This window comes from Teredinibacter franksiae (genome assembly GCF_014218805.1).
GTDB lineage: Bacteria > Pseudomonadota > Gammaproteobacteria > Pseudomonadales > Cellvibrionaceae > Teredinibacter > Teredinibacter franksiae.
Map to the genome: position 1 here is coordinate 1152961 of NZ_JACJUV010000001.1, position 22040 is coordinate 1175000.

At 46.8% G+C, this 22040-nt stretch carries 7 protein-coding genes and 2 rRNA genes (1 of these 9 running past the window's edge); all 9 read right to left on the minus strand.

Annotated elements, in window-relative coordinates:
* Nucleotides 1-18 precede the first annotated feature (18 nt).
* Entirely contained in the window at nucleotides 19-3519 is a 3501-nt protein-coding gene (gene dnaE, locus H5336_RS04615; protein ID WP_185231852.1) for a DNA polymerase III subunit alpha, read from the minus strand.
* A gap of 80 nt (nucleotides 3520-3599) precedes the next feature.
* Nucleotides 3600-5078, minus strand: a complete 1479-nt coding sequence (locus H5336_RS04620; protein ID WP_185231854.1) for a tryptophan halogenase family protein — start codon at nucleotides 5076-5078, stop codon at nucleotides 3600-3602.
* A gap of 102 nt (nucleotides 5079-5180) precedes the next feature.
* Nucleotides 5181-5912 (minus strand): SapC family protein, encoded by a 732-nt coding sequence (locus H5336_RS04625; protein ID WP_185231856.1) that lies wholly within the window; start codon nucleotides 5910-5912, stop codon nucleotides 5181-5183.
* 35 nt (nucleotides 5913-5947) lie between these two features.
* Nucleotides 5948-7489: a tryptophan halogenase family protein gene (locus H5336_RS04630; protein WP_185231858.1), complete on the minus strand. Its 1542-nt coding sequence runs from the start codon at nucleotides 7487-7489 to the stop codon at nucleotides 5948-5950.
* Between the two features lie 166 nt (nucleotides 7490-7655).
* The gene (locus H5336_RS04635) at nucleotides 7656-10919 is read right to left on the minus strand and encodes a TonB-dependent receptor (protein WP_185231860.1); all 3264 of its coding nucleotides are present in this window, start codon (nucleotides 10917-10919) and stop codon (nucleotides 7656-7658) included.
* A 1765-nt stretch (nucleotides 10920-12684) separates the two neighbouring features.
* Entirely contained in the window at nucleotides 12685-15648 is a 2964-nt protein-coding gene (locus H5336_RS04640) for a TonB-dependent receptor (protein WP_185231862.1), read from the minus strand.
* Nucleotides 15649-16422: 774 nt separating this feature from the next.
* Nucleotides 16423-19128: a bifunctional acetaldehyde-CoA/alcohol dehydrogenase gene (gene adhE / locus H5336_RS04645; protein WP_185231864.1), complete on the minus strand. Its 2706-nt coding sequence runs from the start codon at nucleotides 19126-19128 to the stop codon at nucleotides 16423-16425.
* Nucleotides 19129-20097: 969 nt separating this feature from the next.
* Nucleotides 20098-20213: ribosomal RNA gene (gene rrf / locus H5336_RS04650) — 5S ribosomal RNA — on the minus strand.
* A gap of 321 nt (nucleotides 20214-20534) precedes the next feature.
* Nucleotides 20535-22040 (minus strand): 23S ribosomal RNA (locus H5336_RS04655) (it continues 1363 nt past the right edge of the window).

The following is a 22040-nucleotide window of genomic DNA, read 5'->3' on the forward strand; positions in this document are numbered from 1 at the left end:
TCCATTGGCACTTGAGCTTTAATGGTAGAGCAACTCCACATTTTTGTGGCCATAAAGTACCCGTAAATCATCCATTAGCTCATCTGTTGGCACCATATTCCAATCAACCGAAAGCGTATAGTTTGCACTAATATCGGCCTTTCGGTACTCGATAATCAAAGGGCAAACCCCTCGACTATGGCCCTGTAACAGCTGCTTAAACTGGTTTTCAAAGTTTAGCGGCACGCTTTCGCTGTGCCAAGCGAGCTTGATGGCGCGCACACTGGCCTGGCGCTTTTCGGTTAAGTCGAATATGCCATCGGCGCGCATTTTCAAGCCACCACTGTAATCGTCGTTGCTCACCTGGCCTTCTACAACTAATAATGCATCTTTTACCAGTTTTTCTCGGTATTCATTGTAGGTGTCGGAAAATATCGCCACATCTACGCGGCCAGTGCGGTCATCAAGTGTAATAAAGGCCATATTGTCGCCGCGACGTGTCCTCATTACTCGAGCTGCCACGACCAAGCCTGCCACCGTTTGCTTGTTTTTGTCTGGCTTCAGTGCCGCAATACGCGACGACACAAAATTACTGAGTTCTTTGTCGTATTCATCGATGGGGTGACCTGTTAAGTACAGGCCTAGCGTCTCTTTTTCACCGTTCAAACGCTCCTTTATACTCCAACGCCGCACCCTGTGGAATTCTTGGTACACCGATTCGTCGGCATCACCACTGGGTACCACGGCTCCAAACAGATCTCCCATACCGGCACTGGCGTTAGCACTTTGCTGCTCAGCCGCTTTTACCGCCTCGGCGAGGGCAACATACATCACCGCACGATCGTAATCGATATCTACCCCTGGGCCTAGCCGGTCAAAGGCTCCACTACGCACCAGCGCTTCGAGTGCGCGCTTGTTTACTCGACGGCTATCAACCCGTGCACAAAAATCAAACAAATCCTTAAATGACCCATCGGCACGCGCTTCGATTATGTTGTCGACAGGCCCCTCACCCAAGCCCTTAATGGCGCCCAAACCATAAATAATATTGTTGTCGTCATCTACCGTAAACTGAAACTCACCGCTGTTTACGTCTGGTGGCAACAGGTTGAGGCTCATGTTGCGGCACTCTTCGATGAAGGTTACCACCTTGTCTGTTTTATCCATGTCCGACGACATGGTCGCGGCCATGAAGTGTGCAGGGTAGTGCGCTTTAAGCCAGGCCGTTTGGTAGGAAACAAGTGCGTATGCAGCCGAATGCGATTTGTTAAACCCGTAACCGGCGAACTTTTCTACTAGGTCAAAAATCTTAATTGCCAAATCCGGGTCAATACCCAGGCCCTTGGCACCATCTTCAAATGTGACCCGCTGCTTGGCCATTTCCTCGGGCTTCTTTTTACCCATGGCACGCCGCAACAGGTCGGCACCACCCAGGCTGTAACCCGCCAAAACCTGGGCGATCTGCATTACCTGTTCTTGGTAAACAATTACCCCATAAGTAGGTTCAAGAATAGGCTTAAGACTTTGATGCTGGTATTTGGCATCAGGATAGGCCACTTGGGCGCGGCCATGCTTACGGTTAATGAAATCGTCCACCATTCCCGACTGCAAAGGCCCTGGGCGGAACAGAGCAACTAGGGCAATCATGTCTTCCAAGTTATCGGGCTGCAGGCGTTTAATCAGGTCTTTCATACCGCGGGATTCCAACTGGAATACCGCCGTCGTTTCCGCGCGCTTTAACATGCTGAAAGTTTCCGCATCATCCAGAGGAATGGCGGTAATATCCAACGGCGGCTCGTCCTGCTTGGCTCGTCGCCGGTCAATCATTTTGACTGCCCAGTCGATAATGGTGAGTGTACGCAGACCAAGGAAGTCGAACTTAACTAGACCGGCATCCTCCACATCATTTTTATCAAACTGGGTTACCAGGCCACCACCCGCTTCATCACAATACAAGGGGGCAAAATCAATCAGCTTGGTGGGTGCAATTACCACACCCCCAGCATGTTTACCCACATTCCGGGTTATGCCTTCTAGCTGCAATGCTACTTCCCAAATTTCTTGACCGTCGCTGTCATTTTGCAGAAATTCGCGCAGCAGCTCTTCCTGTTCATGGGCTTTGGTTAGCGTAATACCGACGTCTGGCGGGATCATTTTCGATAGCTTATCTGCTAGCCCGTATGATTTACCCTGCACACGCGCCACATCGCGTACCACCGCTTTTGCCGCCATGGTACCGAAGGTAATAATCTGTGATACCGCATCACGACCATAGTTGTCGGCCACGTAGCTGATAACCTTGTCGCGGTCTTCCATACAAAAATCCACGTCGAAATCGGGCATGGATACACGTTCTGGATTGAGGAATCGCTCGAACAGCAAATCGTATAAGAGTGGGTCTAGGTCGGTAATTTTCAACACATAGGCCACCAGCGACCCAGCACCGGAACCTCGGCCCGGGCCCACCGGAATTTTGTGATCTATGGCCCACTGAATAAAATCCATTACGATCAAAAAATAACCGGGGAAGCCCATCTGGATAATGATATCCAACTCAAACCGCAGCCGGTCTAGGTATTCTTGCTTACGCGACGGAAAATCCGGGGCCTGCGTGTCGAAGTTTTTCTCCAGTCGGTTGTCTAACCCTTCATAACAAATTTTTTCGAAGAACTGGTTTTCGGTCAAACCCTCTGGAATAGGGTATTCGGGCAGGTAGTATTTGCCGAGTTCAATATCGAGGCTACAGCGCTTCGCTATTTCTACAGTATTCGTTAACGCTTCGGGGATATCGGAAAATAGTTCGCGCATTTCCTCAGCCGTACGAAAATATTGCTGGTCGCTGTACTTACGCTCACGCCGTGGGTCGTCTAACGCCCTACCCTCACCAATACACACACGCGCTTCATGTACTTCGTGCTGGCTCTGGTCGAGAAAACGCACATCATTAGTGGCTACAACCGGGCACTCGCACTCTATGGCCAACTCCACAGCCCGGTGCAGGTAAAGCTCGTCGTTTTCACGGCCAGTACGCTGAAGCTCGAGGTAAAAACTATTGGGAAAAACCGACATCCAGTAACGCAGGCGCTCGCGGGCCTCGTTGAGCTTGCCCCCTACCAGTAACTGCCCAATTTCACCAAATTTACCTCCAGATAGCGCAATAACACCCTGCGAGTGGGGTTCTAGCCATGAGGGATCGACAAAAGGCTCACCGTGCTTCTGCCCCTCTTGAAACGAGCGAGAAATAAGCGCCGTGATGTTCTTATAGCCCTCTAGTGTGCGGGCAAACAACGTAATTAGAGGGGGGCGCAGCTCTTCATCATCGCTCTGCACGAGCAGATCGCACCCACAAACAGGTTTGACCCCCAAGCCTTGAGCGGCACGGTAAAACTTTAGTAGGCCAAAAAAGTTGTGTAGATCACTGATACCACAAGCCGGCATGCCCTCGTCCACCACCCGCTTTAGCAGGGGCTTAACACGAACAATACTATCGACAAGGGAAAACTCCGTGCGCACACGGAGATGAACAAAATCTGCACTCATGAGGGATCGCTTAGGTCAGGCTAATTCAGGTGCGATTGTAATACAGAACCGCTCACGCCCGGAATCCGAGAATCAAACTTCTACATTGCAGAAGTTTTCACAAATTCGGCGTGGCTCGGTAACTTATCAACGACAGCACTGATCGAACTGCGCAGCCCATCGAGATAACGCTTTAGATCCTCAGCGCTCATAGCGTCTGCAACCGGGTGATAGCCCTCCGGGCTAAGGCGCTGGCCTAACATAACCTGGTTCCAGGAATTAACCGTAAACAGCTCATCTTGTAACCAGAATATTCTGCCGGAATCTTGATACATAGCCATACGGGTATGCAGTGAATCTGGAATATCCATATTTTTGCAGTATCGCCAGAACTCGCTGTCTTCGCGCTCTGTGGCCTTATAATGTAAAACAATGAAGTCTCGAATGGATTGAAGCTCGTCAGCTGCCTGGCGATTGTATTCATCCCGATCTACCGATTTAACACCAGACAACGGAATAAAGCGCATTAGCCGAATAATCGAAGACGCAATAAGATGAATACTGGTGGATTCCAATGGCTCAATAAAGCCACTGGACAATCCAATCGCAACGCAGTTTTTATTCCAGGTTTTTAAGCGTCTCCCAGGTTTAAATTGAATAACCCGAGGCTCATTAATCGTGTCACCATCAATATTTTTGCTGAGTAAATCGCCAGCCTGCTCGTCGGATAAAAATTTACTGGAATACACCAGCCCATTACCTACACGATTCTGCAGTGGGATACGCCACTGCCAACCCGAATCGTGAGCAATAGCGCGGGTATAAGGTAACAACTGCGGGTCGGCCGTTGTTTGTACCGCCATCGCCCGATCACAAAGCAGCATGTTGGTCCAGTCCTCGTAGCCAGTATGCAGCGCCTTTTCGATGAGCAAGCCTACAAAACCCGTACAGTCTATAAATAAATCACCTTCAATACTCTGACCAGACTCCAGATGCAGCGCTCGAATATCACCACTCTCTTCACTTAATTCAACACGGCTGATTTTCCCTTCAACTCGCTTCACACCATCGCTTTCACTCAGACGGCGTAAATATTTCGCATACAAACCAGCATCAAGGTGATAAGCATAATTGAGACGCGGGTTTTTAGTCACCGCGAATTTTCCGGCAAGTGCGGCCTGATGTTCGAGGGAATACTCCCCAAACCCATGATTCACACCTTCCTTTTTTCCTCGTAACCAAAAATGTTGGAATTGCCCGGCCCAGGTTTCTTTACCCGTTTCGCCGAAGGAGTGGAGGTAACTATCCCCCTTGGCTCCCCAGTTTTCGAATTGAATACCCAATTTAAACGTTGCTTGCGTTTCGCGTATAAATTCCTGTTCTTCAATTTGAAGTAAAAGGTGAAATGTCTGCATTGTCGGAATTGTCGCTTCACCGACCCCTACAGTCCCAATTTGCTCGGATTCAACTAGCGTAATATCTAAATAGTGGGATAATTGCCTAGCCATAGCACAGGCGCTCATCCAACCAGCAGTACCACCACCAGCAATAACAACCTTCAGTTTTTTAGTAGCTTCCATCGCGTAACCCTATTATTGGTTTTTTAATTGTTGGCTTTCGTATTTTTCTTGCCCCCAGCGGCACTTTTGCCTCCGCTTTCAAACGCTATCATGAAGCTATTTTTAATTACTTTTCCCCACGTTTAGAAGAGTATTTTTTTTATCAATCAGGTACTTTACATTCGAAAGCGAAGACAAAATCAAATAAGCCATTTGCAATAATCCAGACTTGTGTAACTCTATTACGGTTTTATGATCCAAACTGTAGAGTTTGTCCTGATTCAACGTATAGTATTTGTCGGTTTTATATTGAGAACCGTTGTCGAACGTTATATCGAGTAAAAACGGCTCTATTAGGTCAAGCGATTCATAGGCTTCAAACATGGCTTTTGTTTGTTGCATGCCGGAGTGTACCAACGTCAGCGCCGCCCTCACCTCATCTACAACCGGTGCCGTATTTCCGCTTTCTAAAAAAACCGGCTCTCCACTGGCCCCGTCTGTAATTCTGGGGCTTTCCATATCAATATGAATTTCTGGCTCGTTGCTTTCACTCGCTTTGTTAAACCCAATTAAAAACGGTTCTCGGCGAATCAGTGCAGGCACATATCGTCCCTGCCAGTCATCGTCGCTCAGGAAAAGATTTTCCTGTTCTTCGAAGCCAAATAAAGTGATCGCTTGATATTCGTTAGCATCGCCATTCTTTTGAAAATAAATCGGCAATTCCTTGGCTACATCCTTAAACTCACCAGGAAACACCAAACAACCCGTTACGTTATCTCCATACCGTGCGCGTTTTTTTGTATCTAACCTTAAACTCTTATGCTTTTTATTATTTAACTGCTCATGCCTTGGCATCGTAGCCTACCTATTAGTATCTAGATTGATTTAAGTCATTTTCGTGGATGCTGCTGCTCTATTAGATTCAACAACGTACGATTTGTTGGTAAAGACGACTCCATGCGCGGCCAAGCCGATAATCCTTCATCAATTTTTCGACGGCCAGCCTCGAGATTCGCGCTTACTCGTTCAGGCAAGTCACCCTCACATTCAAACCCCATACCATAGAGTACGTATTGATAACTCGCCGAAGGAAAAACTTCTTCGCTCTGCAAAAGGTCCCTAAAATAGGGCGAACGGTATCGCCACAATTCCAGCAAGCCATTCAGGCTTTCCGGCGAGGACGATAGATTGGTCACTTCGCGCCAATAACCTGAATCTCGGCGCTCGCTCAGCGCATAGTGCAACTTCAAAAACTCGACTATTTTGTCCCATCTATAGGAAAATATGGCATTAAATCGTTTTTCTAGAATAGCCAATGACTTTGTTGTAAAAGGCCATTCGTCTCGCACAAAGTTCGCGCTCAATTCAACCATCGCCAATGCAGAGGCTTCTAGTGGCTCAATAAATCCGGCCGCCATTCCAATAGCAACACAGTTTTTATGCCAAATTTTTTGCCGATGCCCAGCCGTAAATTTTATCTGCCGAACTTCGAGGCCGGAACAGTCCCGGCCAGAAGAATTATTAAGGTATTGCCTCAACTCAGCCTCTGCTGCATCGTCGCTTATAAACCCACTAGAATAGACATAACCCACTCCTCGTCGGGTAGAGAGACCTATGTCCCATGTCCACCCGGAAGATTGCGCTGTTGCTACTGTCGCTGATGCTATTTCCTGATTTTCAGCTTCATATGGCACTTGTACTGCAAGTGCACGGTCATTAATGGAATGCTCACTGCGGTCTACCCAATCAATACCAAAATGCTGTCCTAACAGTAGCGACCTTGATCCGCTACAGTCGATAAAAAAATCGCCTTTAATGTCGCCAGACCTTTCCGTTTTAAGGTGTGCAATATTGCCATCGGCACCGCTCACAACCTGCTGCACATTATCGCTAAAGTGCTTAACACCCAATTTTGTCGTGCAGTGCTCTTTCAGCAGTTCGCTGAATAGACCCGCATCTAGGTGGTAACCGTAATTTAACACTCCAGCGTAATCGGGTGTAGACAGTAGCTTAGGTGCAAGCTGGCGCTCACACGCGCGGCCCTGCAGACCCGTTGCATCGCCGTAATGTAAATGCGAAAACCATTTTTTCCATACGGCGTGAATATCGCATTCAGCATAGGCATAAGGAAAGGTGAAGGGGTGATAATAATGATCACTAGCGGTGCCGTTCCGCCAGCCAACAAACTTGGAACCCTGCTTAAACGAAGCATTGCACCTCGTTAAAAACTCCACTTCTGGTATTCCCATGCGGCGTAGTGTTGCTCTCATCGTTGGCCAAGTGCCCTCGCCAACACCGATGGTAGGAATATCCGGAGACTCAACCAATTGAACCTGAATGCCCGTACCCTGCCTGGCGTTATCGGCGGCGATGATGCCCGCGCTTAACCAACCGGCGGTACCTCCACCCACAATTATTATTTTTTTTATCATCGTACGACGCCTTACGTTGTTTCTAGGCTGCAAAGTCCCATTCTTACAAAATACGAGCACAAAAAAAAGCCGCTGTTAACAGCGGCTTTGTGTTTTTACACTCTGGCTATTCGAGGTATAGCACGATCAACTCGCCCTACACCCCGGCAGTTAGCCTGTGGTGGTCTTAGTAGCTGTAGCGAACACCAAGAGCCCAACGTGCTCCCAAGTCTTCCATCTGGAACATCTGACGCTCGGAACGACCGTAGAGACGCGAGTCTTCACCAGTAATGTTCAAGCCTTCAACAGACACAGACAGATTCTCGTTGATGTCATAACTAACATTAAGGTCAAACTGCGAGTACTCGGCAACATAACCTGGTGCGTTACTACCGCCCTGGTTCAAGGCTGTGAGGTACGAATCACGCCAGTTCCAAGCTAGTCGAGCCTGTAAACCGTAGTTGTCATACATGGCAACAAAGTTTGCAGTATCACTTAAACCCAGAAGCGCAAACTGCTGGCTTATTGACTTATTATCTACAACCAAACCAGAGTCAACAGTGGTGTAGTTAGCTTGAACACCAATACCTGTTTCGCCAAACCAATGCTGTACCGAAAGTTCCAGACCGGTTATATCGTCGTCACGGAAGTTTTGCGGTGCATCTAAGCCCCAAGCTTGCACTGGGTCTCGGCCATCAGAAATAATAGCCGTGGTCTCGTCAGTTGGATCCAAACCTTCGTTCAGCAACATCTGGTCATGCTGATGCGCTTCACTACTTGTATTCCATACTGTGCCATCGCGATTAAGGTCACCATTGGCTGCCTTAGTCTCAATTGCATCGATGGCTGCATCAAAACGAGCACCGGTACGCGGATCAGTCAAATTATATACAGGAGCGTTACCCACAACACGCCCGATAAAGTTAGACACCTCTTTCTGGAACAACGCAACAGACACATAGCTACCTTCAGCATAGAACCATTCCGCAGACAGATCTAAATTCTGTGACTGCATTGGCTCAAGTAGTGCGTTACCAGCACTGGCCTGCTTTTGGTACTGATCTGTAATTGAAACAGCTGAAGCTAAGTCTGTGTAAGAAGGCCGTGCCATCGTTTCACTATAGGAAGCACGCAGCTTAACGTCTTCCATTACGCTAATATCGAAATCGATATTAGGCAGGAAGTTATCGTAGCTGTTGTTTACCGCATAGTTTTCGTTCTCAGGCCCGTATATCAAAGACCAGTCGTTATCGCCATCCCAGCTTTGTGCAGTAGGAACGTTTACAACCGATATAGAGGAAACATCTGTACTTTCTTGACGCAAACCCACCAACAAGTTAGAAGCCATGCCACCAATATCGAAGCCAGCATGGAATTGCGCGTAGAAAGCAGAAACTTCTTCGATTATCTTACGATCCAAACTAATAACTGAGTTAGGCTGAATACGGCCATTTACAAAGTTATTGAAGTTGTCTGGTGTTAACTGAGTGTCGCGATTAACCCAATGCTCACCACCGGCATCAAGTGCCGTTACCCAGTAGTAGTCTTCAGCATTTTCTACTTCGTCTGGAGTACTTGGATCATCAATAGTCGTAGGGTCATCACCGTTTACACGAATACGTGTCTGCGCCATAGCAGCGGCGTTCTCGATGGTTTCCATAATCGGGAAAAATGCACCATCTAGACCAGCACTAAAGAATTTAGCGTCGCCGGTAACGGAATCATAATCAGGGAAGCCATCACCAAAATCACGTGGGGTGAAGTAGTTCGCCCAATCAGAACCCATAACTTCTGGGTTTACACCACCCCAGTTACCCATGGTAATACGTGGGCTAGTACCGTTATTCATCAACGTGTGGTTAACGTCACGTCGAGATTCGTAACCTACTTTCAAGCTGGACTGCTCAAACACAGAAAACATCTCACTTAGATCGATCGTACCATCCAAGCGCAACTGCTTAATATGAGTATCCTGTGAGTCCCATCGGGCTGAACCCATAGCAGAACTTACATCTCCGCCGTCCAAAATACCGTTGTTATTACCTTTATCGGGGTTGGAGTCGTCAATCGTCACACCCATAAGAGGAAAGTCGCCACTCCAATCAGAGTATTCAGCAACGGTAACGTTTGCGTTAAGACCCATTTCGGTCTGGTTGGTCAGGTTATGTGCCCGAGAATCGTGGTAATCGAGAGCCAAATCAATGGTGTCGGTAACTTGATAAGCTAGGTTTATACCGAAAGAGTTGTTTTCCGTAGTCGAATCAAAATACTGCTGCGCGAAGGAAACGTCTTTACCGGCATCTACTGAGTAGGCTTCACTGTATATAACAGGTGTAGCAACTTCTTGACCTTGATCGAATACCAAGCTATCAATTGCACTCTGATTATACCAAGTAGACTGCTGCGAACGGTCTGCTTGGAGCTCATACTCAGAATAGGTGTAATCTACTGTTGCGGTCAGCTTTTCAATTGGGCGAAACTGGAAAGTCAGCTGTGCGTTAGTACGCTCACGATGATTGTCTTCCAATGCATAACGGAGATCGGTAGGGATCGCAAACAATTCGCCCGTAGCAGGCATATTGGTTACATCAGCTCCACCAGGTAGATCGGCTTCTGTATAATCAACAGGGTTTTCAGGATCGGTCATGTCCACAAGTGGGCCAACAGACTTAACCTGCCAATTGTTAACAAAGGCGTTTGAACGTGAGTTATCACGCTCTTGGTAAGAACCCGTTAAAGTCACACCAAAGTTTTCAGAATCGTTAACCCAGTTAACCAGCCCAGAAAATTCTGGAGTAAATTCTTCACCTTTTGCACCGCTAAACACGGTAGTGTCGCTTACGGCTTTAGCGCCTAAAGAAACCTTATTTTCACCCAGGTCTAGCGGATGAACGGTTTTCAAGTTAATGGTGGAACCCAATCCACCACCGGAATTTGTTGCGCGACCGGTTTTGTATACTTCTACGCCGTTAATTCCCTCTGAAGCGAGGTTGGCGAAATCAAAGGCACGGCTGGCGTTATCGCCGGCGGTACCGTTGTTGGTAACGGCTGGCATATTCCGGCCATTCAGGGTAACCATGTTCATCCTTGGGTCAATACCACGGACGGTTACCTGAGCGCCTTCACCGTTAGTTCGGCTGATAGACAAGCCTGCAATACGCTGCAGAGATTCTGCAAGGTTAGCATCTGGCATTTTACCGATGTCTTCGGCAGAAATAGCATCTACCACACCAACAGCTTCACGTTTAACATCCATTGCGGCCTCAAGGGACGCACGCATGCCGGTCACGAGCACTTCTTCTACAGCATCATCTTGTGCAAATACACCACCGGCGGAAGCCAGCAAGCACGTAGACACACTGGAAGCGAGTAGCTTTTTCTTGAAAGTTGGGATAGCCCCCATTTCTATTCTCCTTAGCACATAGGCTTTTTTCTTTTTGTTAATACTCATGCCTCACCAGCTCATAAATCTTATGAATGTAAAGTGGGATGAGAATTTCTAGCCGTCTAATTTAACCAGCACAAACTACAGCTAATTTTTTTTCAGACTTAGCAACATTTGGGTAATGAATATTAATACGTAGAGCAATTTTGAACATTTATAGTTGTCTGTTTACGCATCATATTTGGTCAGCCCCCAAGCCAACGGAGCTAGACTATTACATTATTTTTTGATGTGCAACAAATTGAAGTGCGGTTTTCAAAGATGAAATTAAGGTAAATACTTTTTTGAAATCGGTAAGACCTGAATTAAAGAAAGGTATTACCAATATTTGAGTCTGAGTATTTTATGGATTGCAATATTTTACATTTATGCTTTCTGAGGGTTCCATCATATTAATTCATATATTAAACAACCACAAAACGAAAAAGGCGCCACACAACCCCGGGATACGGCTAACGGGTTAAGTCGACCACTGTATTTCAACCAGTGAAAAACACAGGTTCCGCGCGTCCAGTTGATAACAAGTACTACTGTATTTTGGCGGGCAGATCGACATAACGGCTCCGAAAAATACCGCCGTATCATATTTGACGCCAAACCTTAACCTAAGGCGCTACAGCTAAACCCCACACTAAAGTACCTTGATGCCAGCCCAACAACCCCTCCAAAGCGATTAATGTGCGTGACTACGGTCTCGTCTTAACTCATGACTTTACCCAGAGGTAAACTATCACAGCTCGAATTCCGGCCTACTTTTTTTATTCTGTTATTTACCATAAAGACAAAAACACAACCAAATCAAATACGAAACCCGTTATCTCACTAAGCAAATATATTCAGGACTCAGTTTAATATGAAGTTAACATCCCGTTGTTTTATGTCTCCGCAACCGCAGTTTTTAGAGCACTACTTAAGACTTCCACGCTATACACAAGCTTTCGATTACGGCCACAACCTATCCTATAGTCACACAATTAAACCCAAACCATAGAGCAACAACACTCGACATGCGGTCGACACAAATTGTGATTTATTTATTCCTGCTTACAACACATTTAATTTTTTACAGGACAGAAAAACGCATCCTGTGGATATGGGTGCGCTTGCGCTGAGCTATTTTAAAAACCGATGGGCTCATGCGACAGGTGACGCCTAAGAATGCAGGCTGCGTTGCTGATTTGCAGTTTACTAGCGGGCAGCTGCTGCCAACCGAGAAATGTGTTTGATCTTCATCGCTTAGGTTGACACCTTGAAACGTAACCGAAAGATTGCCCATCACGTTCGCGCGAATCCGTGGCCCCCAAATGTCCGTATGCACCCAACTTTTCGGTCCGCATCCTGGGCAAGCTGGCAACCCCCACCGCTGCGCAAACAGACGAAAGAAATTCATTCCCCCAAGAACAAACCAAATAGGCACTGATCATAGCCTAGCAATAAAAAGCTGTTAGGTTATAGGCCTTTTATGAGATACCTAGAAAGCCATATTATTAGCCTGAATCAGCTAAGGATATCCTGTTGAAACTTAAATGGGAGTAGCTGAAAGCTGGTTAACTATAGGGCTACCCAGATCAAACGCCTAGGCTTGCTTTAACTGCACACAGGCATTACGCGTAAGTAGCACTTTTTACCGCGGCGATCTTCTAATATCTGGCTTGGGCTAAAGGCCTAAGCCCTAGGGTGGCGTTCAATAATTACAGACCAATAGCAAAAAGCGCCACCGGCATTACTGCCGGTGGCGCTACTATGAAAGACCTATCGATCAGACAAATATTTAGAACTTGGCGCGAACACCCAGCGTATAGCGCGCTTCGTACTCACGCTGGAAAGCGTACTCGTCCTGCCACTGCAAGTAATACTCTTCGTAGCTGCCAGTGATATTAGAGCCGTTCAAATACACGGTAACATCGTCCATAACATCATAGCTAACCGACATATCAACGTAGCTAATTGCGTCCTGGTAGAGGGGCAAGTAACCACTTACCTGGCTGATAGCATCGAGGCGCTCGGAACGATAATTGTAGGCAATACGCGCCTGGAAACCGTTGGCTTCGTACCACCCAATCAAGTTAATCTGAACTTCAGAATTATCAGGGAATTCGAGCTCGTCGCCATAAACGTCTTCCTCCTGCTGAGTGGACGGCGAGTAGGTGTAGTTAGCGTCGGCACCGAATCCGCTGAAGAAGCCATCTGACATAAAGTCAGACAACGCCAACTTACCACCAATTTCCACACCGGAAACAGAACCACTGTCCCCCTGCACTGGCGTACTCACATCGATGGTGGTGTAACCTGTCTCATCCGTCACCTCCATTCTGGTAGAGCCGGACTGCACAAAACTATCCACATCGACATTAAACAGGGCAATACTGGCCATAGAGGCATCACCAGCGTACCACTCCAAGCCGAGATCAAAGTTAGTGGATCGCCAGGGTTTTAGTTCAGGATTACCGTTTGCAGAACCCGATGTAGCCCTAAATAGCCCGTCATCTGGATTCCCTGGATTGTCAACACGAGCATAACTGACTGACAAACCATCACCCCACTGATTGAGGTCCAAAGGCATCATATTTTTGGCCCAGGCAGCTCTCAGAATTATATCGTCGGTTAGATCCATACTAACGTTAACGCTAGGCAGCAAATCATAGTACTTGCGACGGGTAAATACATCGCCAATATCGATATTGGTATTGCCGTTTTCCAGCTGATCACCCATCTCATTTTGTTTAATAGCAAGCTGAGTCTCTACGGCGCGCAAGCCCACATTTCCGCGCATCTTGGCATACTCAAAATTACCCTGCGCAAACAGCGAGTTCTCGATCAGTTGAACCTCATAGGAAGTTCCAGGGATGACCTGTTTGGTGGCATTACCGTACAATGTTTTCTGATAGGCTTCTGGGTTATCCAAATCCTTGGGATCAGCAACCCATACACCAGGTAAACCACCAACATTCCCGAAGTCGGTAACGAAGTTCACATTATTATTAGCATCCAATGCCGTTGGCGGTAGTGCGGTGTAGCCAACAAATTCTCCATCCACATTTTCTCCAACGCTACAGGCTTTGTCTGCGCCAAATACAATGTCAGTTGCTTTCCACTGAGCTGCACAGCCATCAGTAACAATGTTACCGTCTTCGTCTTCAGATCCTTCATAAAAATTGGAAAATAGATGATAACGATATTCTTCTACGTTTCGCTGTGAGAAACGAGCACCAAAATCTACACTGGTGAAGAAGCCACCATCATCGAACCTGTAAGCACCGTCAAACCGTAGAATTCGCATCTCGGCTGTTGAGTTTTCGTTATTTTCAGAAACTGATGCGGCAACGTTATAGCTGTCTAAATTCCCCAAATAATCTTCTAGCGTTGAACCAGCTGCCAATCCACCATTAATAACTTGGTTGTAGCCACTAAATTTTGGATGATCCCCTGAAGTATCCCAGCCAACAACGGGATTGTCGTAGTCGTCACCTACACCACGCCAACCGAGCGGGTTGGGCTCAACATAACAACCACCATCATCACCTACAGCTGCTGCACCATCACAATATTCAGATGGGTAAAAAGTGCCGGTACCTGTGTCAGAATTCCAAATACCTGTTGAATTACCATCCATAGTATCGCCTTGAATATAGCCGTGGCGCTTCTCCCGACTAGCTTCGGCGTACACAAAGCGTGTTTTGCTCGTAAACTTCCCGCCGTCGTCATAATTCAACTCAAAATTGTAGTTTTGAGAGTCAGTAAAATAAATATCGTTTTGTGCGAATGATTGAATACGGCGAGGTGAAAGATCTCGGGACTGAATACTTAACCATTCCATTCCTTCGCTTGAGGCGCCGGTTCCGTTGGCAGATACAGGGTCCGTCCACAATGAGCCAGCCCACTTATCGGTGCTATTGACTCCTTGCTTGCGGTTGTACTCATCTTGATTAGCAAGAAATGCATCAGCGACGAATTCAAACCCTTCTCCTAGGTCAGCCTGAAAAGATCCGTTAATACCGTAACGTTCGCGCTCGGTTACTTGATTCCAAGCAACTACCCCCTGCGGAATAACGTAGTTGTTATTAACGCTATCCTGTGGTCCCCAATAATTATGTACGTTATTAGCCCAGCCCGCATCACCATTGGGGCTACCTGTATTGAGTCCATTATAATTATTACCCAGATTTACATTAGCGTAGGAACCAGACACTAAAAAGCCCATGGTATCGTTATTCCAGTTAAATAAACCACTCACAACGGGGTCCGCTTCACCGGAGTCGACTCCTGTCTGCAATTCGATACTAGCAGCTGTAGTTATACCTTCACCAAAATCCATTGGCCGCCAGGTTTTTAAATTAATAGTACCAGTAATACCAGCCGCTCCGTTTTTAGCAGTGGCAGATTTATAAATTTCAGTGCCTTTAAACAGTTGGGAAGGTAGGTCGCCAAGCTCCGCAGTGGAAGTTGTCAAAGCATTTGCGGTTAAAAATGCTTCGCCGTTTAATTGGGTGGACACCTTATCGAGACCACGAATATTGATTTTCCCGCCTTCACCAGCACTACGGCGCACCTGTACACCCGAGATACGCTGCAAAGAATCGGTAATAGTAACGTCTGGCAGCTTGCCAATGTCTTCGGCTGAAATGCCGTCCACGACCTGCACCGCATTGCGTTTCATATTAACCGCATCGGCCTGCGCTTGTTTGATACCTGTTACAAGTAGCTCTTCAAGCATCTGGTCGTCCTCCTGAGCCATTACGACCCCTGAGCTTCCTAAAATACATGACGAGACTGCTACACAAAGAAACTTACGTTTAAAATGAATTGATTTTGCTCCCATGGGTTCTCTCCTTAGCCTATTTAGTTATTTTTGTTAAATATCCACAGCAAGAATCACTTTTATTATTCTCGCCTGATGAATTTTTTTGGGTTCTTGCGACGAAATAACTCTTGTCGAATCAACAACAAATAGATTAAACCGTTAACATGAATGAATGGCCAAAAAACATCCGAACTATTATTTTTATTTACAGATGCGAATGCTTATACACTTCTTACCTTAATCCCCAACTAAAATTCCTATCCAAAACGAACAGCCTGATTAAATATAAGTTGTCGCTCGTTAACAAATAGTTTCGCGGTATAGCTCAGGCATTCTGCATCACCTCAACTTTTATATGACATATTAAACAATATGCAAAGAAGTGCATAATTCGCACAGGATGTTCATTTTTTTTACCGTAAACTGAACAGTGATCGTTTATGAGAGGTTTTAGTTATGGCTATCTGTTCATTTATATTTATGATCAATACCGCCATCGATCTTGAACTAAAGAAGAACGACAGAGTTGTCGTCCTATACATCATTAAGCGCTTTTAAGGTCTTTTGCCGTAACCATTATGTACGCATAAATTAAACCAAACGCTAACGACTAGCACTTTTTTAATCGAACGGCCGCTCCTGCGTGACTTTTAATTTTCCAAAAAAAAGCCAGGCTATGCCTGACTTTTATCCACACTATCAAAGAGATCAACTTACACTTTTTAACTTATCTGCCTTGTTTTTGGCCGGTTTTTTACTTTCAGGAGAGCCCGCCAGGTCAATGATATCCTCATCACGCTCATAACTTTCGGTGTAGGCCTTTCCGTAATATGAATCGATCAATATTTGTTTTAGTTCAGCAATCAACGGATAACGAGGGTTCGCGCCAGTACACTGATCGTCGAATGCTCCTTCGGCAAGATCATCTACCTTCGCCATAAAGTCGGCTTCAGCCACTCCAGCCGCTTTGATGGACAGGGGAATATCCAGATCCATCTTTAACTCATCCAACCAACTGAGGAGAGCCTCTATACGGTCAGCTGTGCGCTCTTGCGTAAAGCCAAGTGCTAAAGCGATTTCACCATAACGTTGACGCGCCTTAGGGCGATCGTACTGTGAAAAAGCAGCCTGTTTCGTTGGTAGGTTGGTCGCGTTGTAGCGAATGGTATTTGATATTAACAATGCGTTCGCTAATCCATGCGGCAAATGAAATTCTGCCCCGAGCTTATGTGCCATACTGTGGCAGATACCCAGGAAGGCGTTGGCGAATGCAATACCGGCAACGGTAGCTGCGTTGTGAACTTTTTCTCGCGCAGTTGGGTCTTTCGCACCATTTTTATAACTGCTGGGTAGGTATTCCTTCAACAATTTAAGTGCCTGCAATGCTTGACCATCAGAGTATTCGTTCGCCAAAACAGATACATAAGCTTCCATCGCATGCGTTACAGCATCGTAACCACCAAACGCCGTTAATGAAGGCGGCATATTCATGACGAAATTAGCGTCAACAATCGCCATATTCGGTGTCAGTTCATAATCAGCAATCGGATACTTTTGTCCAGTAACATCGTCAGTCACAACAGCAAAGGGCGTAACTTCGGAACCAGTACCTGAAGTTGTTGTTATCGCCACTAATTCGGCTTTACTTCCCATTTTCGGGAATTTATAAATTCGCTTACGAATATCCATAAAGCGTAAAGCCAGCTCTTCGAATGCGACCTCAGGATGTTCATACATAACCCACATAATTTTGGCCGCATCCATAGGAGAGCCTCCACCCATAGCGATAATAACATCTGGCTGAAACGCTTTTAGAACGTTGGCGCCTTGACGCACTATACTCAACGTTGGGTCTGCTTCTACTTCATAAAATACTTCAGTTTCCATGCCCTTGGTTTTTAACAATTCAACCAAATCAGAAACGTAGGGTGTGTTGTTATACAAAAAACGGTCGGTAACAATACACGCGCGCTTTTTGTCCGCTAAATCATCCATTGCCACCGAAACCGAGCCTCGACGGAAATAGATCGACTTAGGTAATTTATGCCACAACATATTCTCTGCCCGCTTAGCTACCATTTTTTTATTGATTAAGTGCTTAGGCCCAACGTTTTCAGAAATGGAGTTTCCGCCCCATGAGCCACAACCTAACGTTAGAGAGGGTGCTAATTTAAAATTATATAAATCGCCTATACCGCCGTGCGAGGCTGGCGTATTGACGATAATGCGCGCTGTTTTCATGCGGTCGCCAAACAAACGGATGCGATCTCGATTTTTGTCCTGATCGGTATATAGGCAAGAGGTATGACCAATACCGCCCATCACCACCATTTTCTCTGCCATATCCAGAGCTTCGTCGAATGTTTTTGCCCGATAAATCCCGAGGGTTGGCGATAGTTTTTCGTGTGCAAATGCATCAGATTCACAGGGTTTAACGCCCTCACCGATCAATATCTTGGTATAAGCAGGCACCTCTAAACCAGCCATTTGGGCGATTTGTACGGCACTCTGGCCTACTATGTCCGCGTTAAGTCCGCCATTTTTCAAAATTACCGCTCGTACCGAATCCGCTTCTTTCGCGTCAAGGATGTATGCTCCGTAATTGGCAAAACGTTCTTTAACGGCATCGTAGACCCCATCTAGAATGATCGCGGCCTGCTCAGAGGCGCAAACAACGCCGTTATCAAAGGTTTTCGACATGAGAATTGAAGACACTGCACGTTTAATATCGGCAGTTTCATCTATTACCACGGGGGTATTACCGGCACCGACTCCAATAGCAGGCTTACCAGAAGAATATGCTGCCTTGACCATGCCTGGCCCACCGGTAGCCAAGATCATATTGATATCGGGGTGGGACATTAGTTGATTTGACAGCGCCACAGAAGGTTCGGGTATCCAGCCAATAATATCCTGTGGTGCTCCAGCTGCAACCGCCGCGTCCAACACTATTTTTGCCGCATTACAGGTTGAATTTTTAGCTCTGGGGTGGGGTGAAAAAATAATGCCGTTTCGGGTTTTTAGCGAGATAAGCGCCTTAAAGATGGCGGTTGAAGTGGGGTTTGTCGTGGGCACTATTCCGCAGAGTAGGCCAATGGGCTCTGCAATCGTCATTGTGCCGAACTCTTCGTCTTCGTCTAGTATCCCGCAGGTAGCCTCGTCTTTATATTTGTTATAGATGTATTCCGAGGCAAAATGATTTTTTATCACCTTGTCTTCAACGATCCCCATACGGGTTTCTAGTACGGCCTGTTTTGCTAACGGTATTCTAGCGTCAGAAGCGGCAAGTGCTGCTGCACGGAATATTTTATCCACCTTCTCTTGCGAAAAATTCGCAAATATTTTTTGAGCCTTCTTGACCTTAACCACCAAAGCATCTAACTGTTGTGATTCGGTGTTTTTTTGATTACTCAAGGTCTATACCTCCGGTTTATTTATCTAGCCTTAGCTCTAGCTCCGGGAAACGCTTATGGCATACACCGGAGTTAGACATTTATCGTTTGTAGTTTGTAGTTGTTTTCGATGACCGAACTATATCAACCGTTACCTTTGCCTACATTGATTTGAATCATCGGTAACACCTGAGCCATAAAAAATTGTTCTTTCGCTTATTTTTCATATGGTTAGACAGAGTATAGAGCTGAAAAATAGGTTCTGCTCATAGAATAGCCCGGTAACCAAAAGTAACATTTGGCCATACCAATTTAAATGAATTGGACATGCAATACTAAACCGAAAGGGATTTAGTGCTGGTAAGGCACAGGGATGTGCCGAGTGAATCGCCACCTAAAAAGTTGCGCTTCGCAAAGCAAAAACCCCGGCACATCTCTGTACTGGGGTTTTTAATTAGAAGCCTGACGATGACCTACTCTCACAGGGCGCACCATCGGCAGGACAACCGATTACACGACCTTCAGGTCGCCCGGAGGATGAGGCACAGGGATGTGCCGAGTGAACCGCCACCTAAAAAGTTGCGCTTCACAAAGCAAAAACCCCAGCACATCTCTGTACTGGGGTTTTTAATTAGAAGCCTGACGATGACCTACTCTCACAGGGCGCACCATCGGCAGGACAACCGATTACACGACCTTCAGGTCGCCCGAAGGGTGAGGCACAGGGATGTGCCGAGTGAACCGCCACCTAAAAAGTTGCGCTTCACAAAGCAAAAACCCCAGCACATCTCTGTACTGGGGTTTTTAATTAGAAGCCTGACGATGACCTACTCTCACATGGCGCACAATCGGCAGGACAACCGATTACACGACCTTCAGGTCGCCCGGAGGGTGAGGCACAGGGATGTGCCGAGTGAACCGCCACCTAAAAAGTTGCGCTTCACAAAGCAAAAACCCCAGCACATCTCTGTACTGGGGTTTTTAATTAGAAGCCTGACGATGACCTACTCTCACATGGCGAAGCGCCACACTACCATCGGCGATGCATCGTTTCACGTCTGAGTTCGGGATGGGATCAGGTGGTTCCAATGCTCTATTGTCGTCAGGCAAACTGGTATCACTTTAACCCTCTTCAGCGGCTAACTACTGGCTACCCTAAGGCAGCATCGCGGAAATTATGACAAATAATTTCAGTGAAATAAGGTGGAAATGAAAGAAGTTTTATTCATCGCACTTAAGCTTTACTTAAGTATCTTATCCAGCTGTTGTTAAACAGCACTCGATAACGTGTTGACTTAGTTATCGCTTGGAATCGTAACGTTTTCGATCTCAAAGTCGTTAAACTTTTCAATCGTGCCAATGTTTTATTCATCGGCTTGTCGACTTAACTTATTCCAGAGTTACCGATCGCTCAGTTCTCTCTGTTATATGGTCAAGCCTCACGGGCAATTAGTACTGGTTAGCTCAACGCCTTACAACGCTTCCACACCCAGCCTATCAACGTCGTAGTCTTCAACGGCCCTTTAGGGACTTAAAGTCCAGGGAAAGCTAATCTTGAAGGAGGCTTCCCGCTTAGATGCTTTCAGCGGTTATCCCGTCCGAACGTAGCTACCGGGCAATGCCATTGGCATGACAACCCGAACACCAGGGGTTCGTTCACTCCGGTCCTCTCGTACTAGGAGCAACTCTTCTCAACTTTCCAACGCCCACGGCAGATAGGGACCGAACTGTCTCACGACGTTCTAAACCCAGCTCGCGTACCACTTTAAATGGCGAACAGCCATACCCTTGGGACCGGCTTCAGCCCCAGGATGTGATGAGCCGACATCGAGGTGCCAAACACCGCCGTCGATGTGAACTCTTGGGCGGTATCAGCCTGTTATCCCCGGAGTACCTTTTATCCGTTGAGCGATGGCCCTTCCATACAGAACCACCGGATCACTATGACCTACTTTCGTACCTGCTCGACTTGTCAGTCTCGCAGTCAAGCTGGCTTGTGCCATTACACTAACCTCATGATTTCCGACCATGATTAGCCAACCTTCGTGCTCCTCCGTTACTCTTTGGGAGGAGACCGCCCCAGTCAAACTACCCACCATGCACTGTCCCCAATCCCGATAAGGGACCTAGGTTAGAACCTCAAACATATCAGGCTGGTATTTCAAGGTTGGCTCCACATAGACTAGCGTCTACGCTTCAAAGCCTCCCAGCTATCCTACACAAATAGGTTCAAAGTTCAGTGCAAAGCTGTAGTAAAGGTTCACGGGGTCTTTCCGTCTAGCCGCGGGTACACAGCATCTTAACTGCGATTTCAATTTCACTGAGTCTCGGGTGGAGACAGCGTGGCCATCGTTACGCCATTCGTGCAGGTCGGAACTTACCCGACAAGGAATTTCGCTACCTTAGGACCGTTATAGTTACGGCCGCCGTTTACCGGGGCTTCGATCAAGAGCTTCTCCGAAGATAACCCCATCAATTAACCTTCCGGCACCGGGCAGGCGTCACACCCTATACGTCCACTTACGTGTTTGCAGAGTGCTATGTTTTTAATAAACAGTCGCAGCCACCTGGTCACTTCGACCACCAACAGCTTACGGGGCAAGCCCTTCACCGTCAGCGGCGTACCTTCTCCCGAAGTTACGGTACTATTTTGCCTAGTTCCTTCACCCGAGTTCTCTCAAGCGCCTTGGTATTCTCTACCTGATCACCTGTGTCGGTTTACAGTACGGTCGTCTGTTACCTGAAGCTTAGAAGATTTTCTTGGAAGCAGGGCATCAACCACTTCGTCCAATACAGGACTCGTCATCAGCTCTCAGCCTTAAGGGCCCGGATTTACCTAAGCCCTCAGCCTACAGCCTTAAACATGGACAACCAACGCCATGCTGGTCTAGCCTTCTCCGTCTCTCCATCGCAGTAACAGCCGGTGCACGAATA

What these genes read in the sequence shown, in the direction of transcription:
- dnaE (WP_185231852.1), bottom strand. Translation starts at nt 3,519, where the DNA reads ATGAGTGCAGATTTTGTTCATCTCCGTGTGCGCACGGAGTTTTCCCTT.
- H5336_RS04620 (WP_185231854.1), bottom strand. Translation starts at nt 5,078, where the DNA reads ATGGAAGCTACTAAAAAACTGAAGGTTGTTATTGCTGGTGGTGGTACT.
- H5336_RS04625 (WP_185231856.1), bottom strand. Translation starts at nt 5,912, where the DNA reads ATGCCAAGGCATGAGCAGTTAAATAATAAAAAGCATAAGAGTTTAAGG.
- H5336_RS04630 (WP_185231858.1), bottom strand. Translation starts at nt 7,489, where the DNA reads ATGATAAAAAAAATAATAATTGTGGGTGGAGGTACCGCCGGTTGGTTA.
- H5336_RS04635 (WP_185231860.1), bottom strand. Translation starts at nt 10,919, where the DNA reads ATGAGTATTAACAAAAAGAAAAAAGCCTATGTGCTAAGGAGAATAGAA.
- H5336_RS04640 (WP_185231862.1), bottom strand. Translation starts at nt 15,648, where the DNA reads ATGGCTCAGGAGGACGACCAGATGCTTGAAGAGCTACTTGTAACAGGT.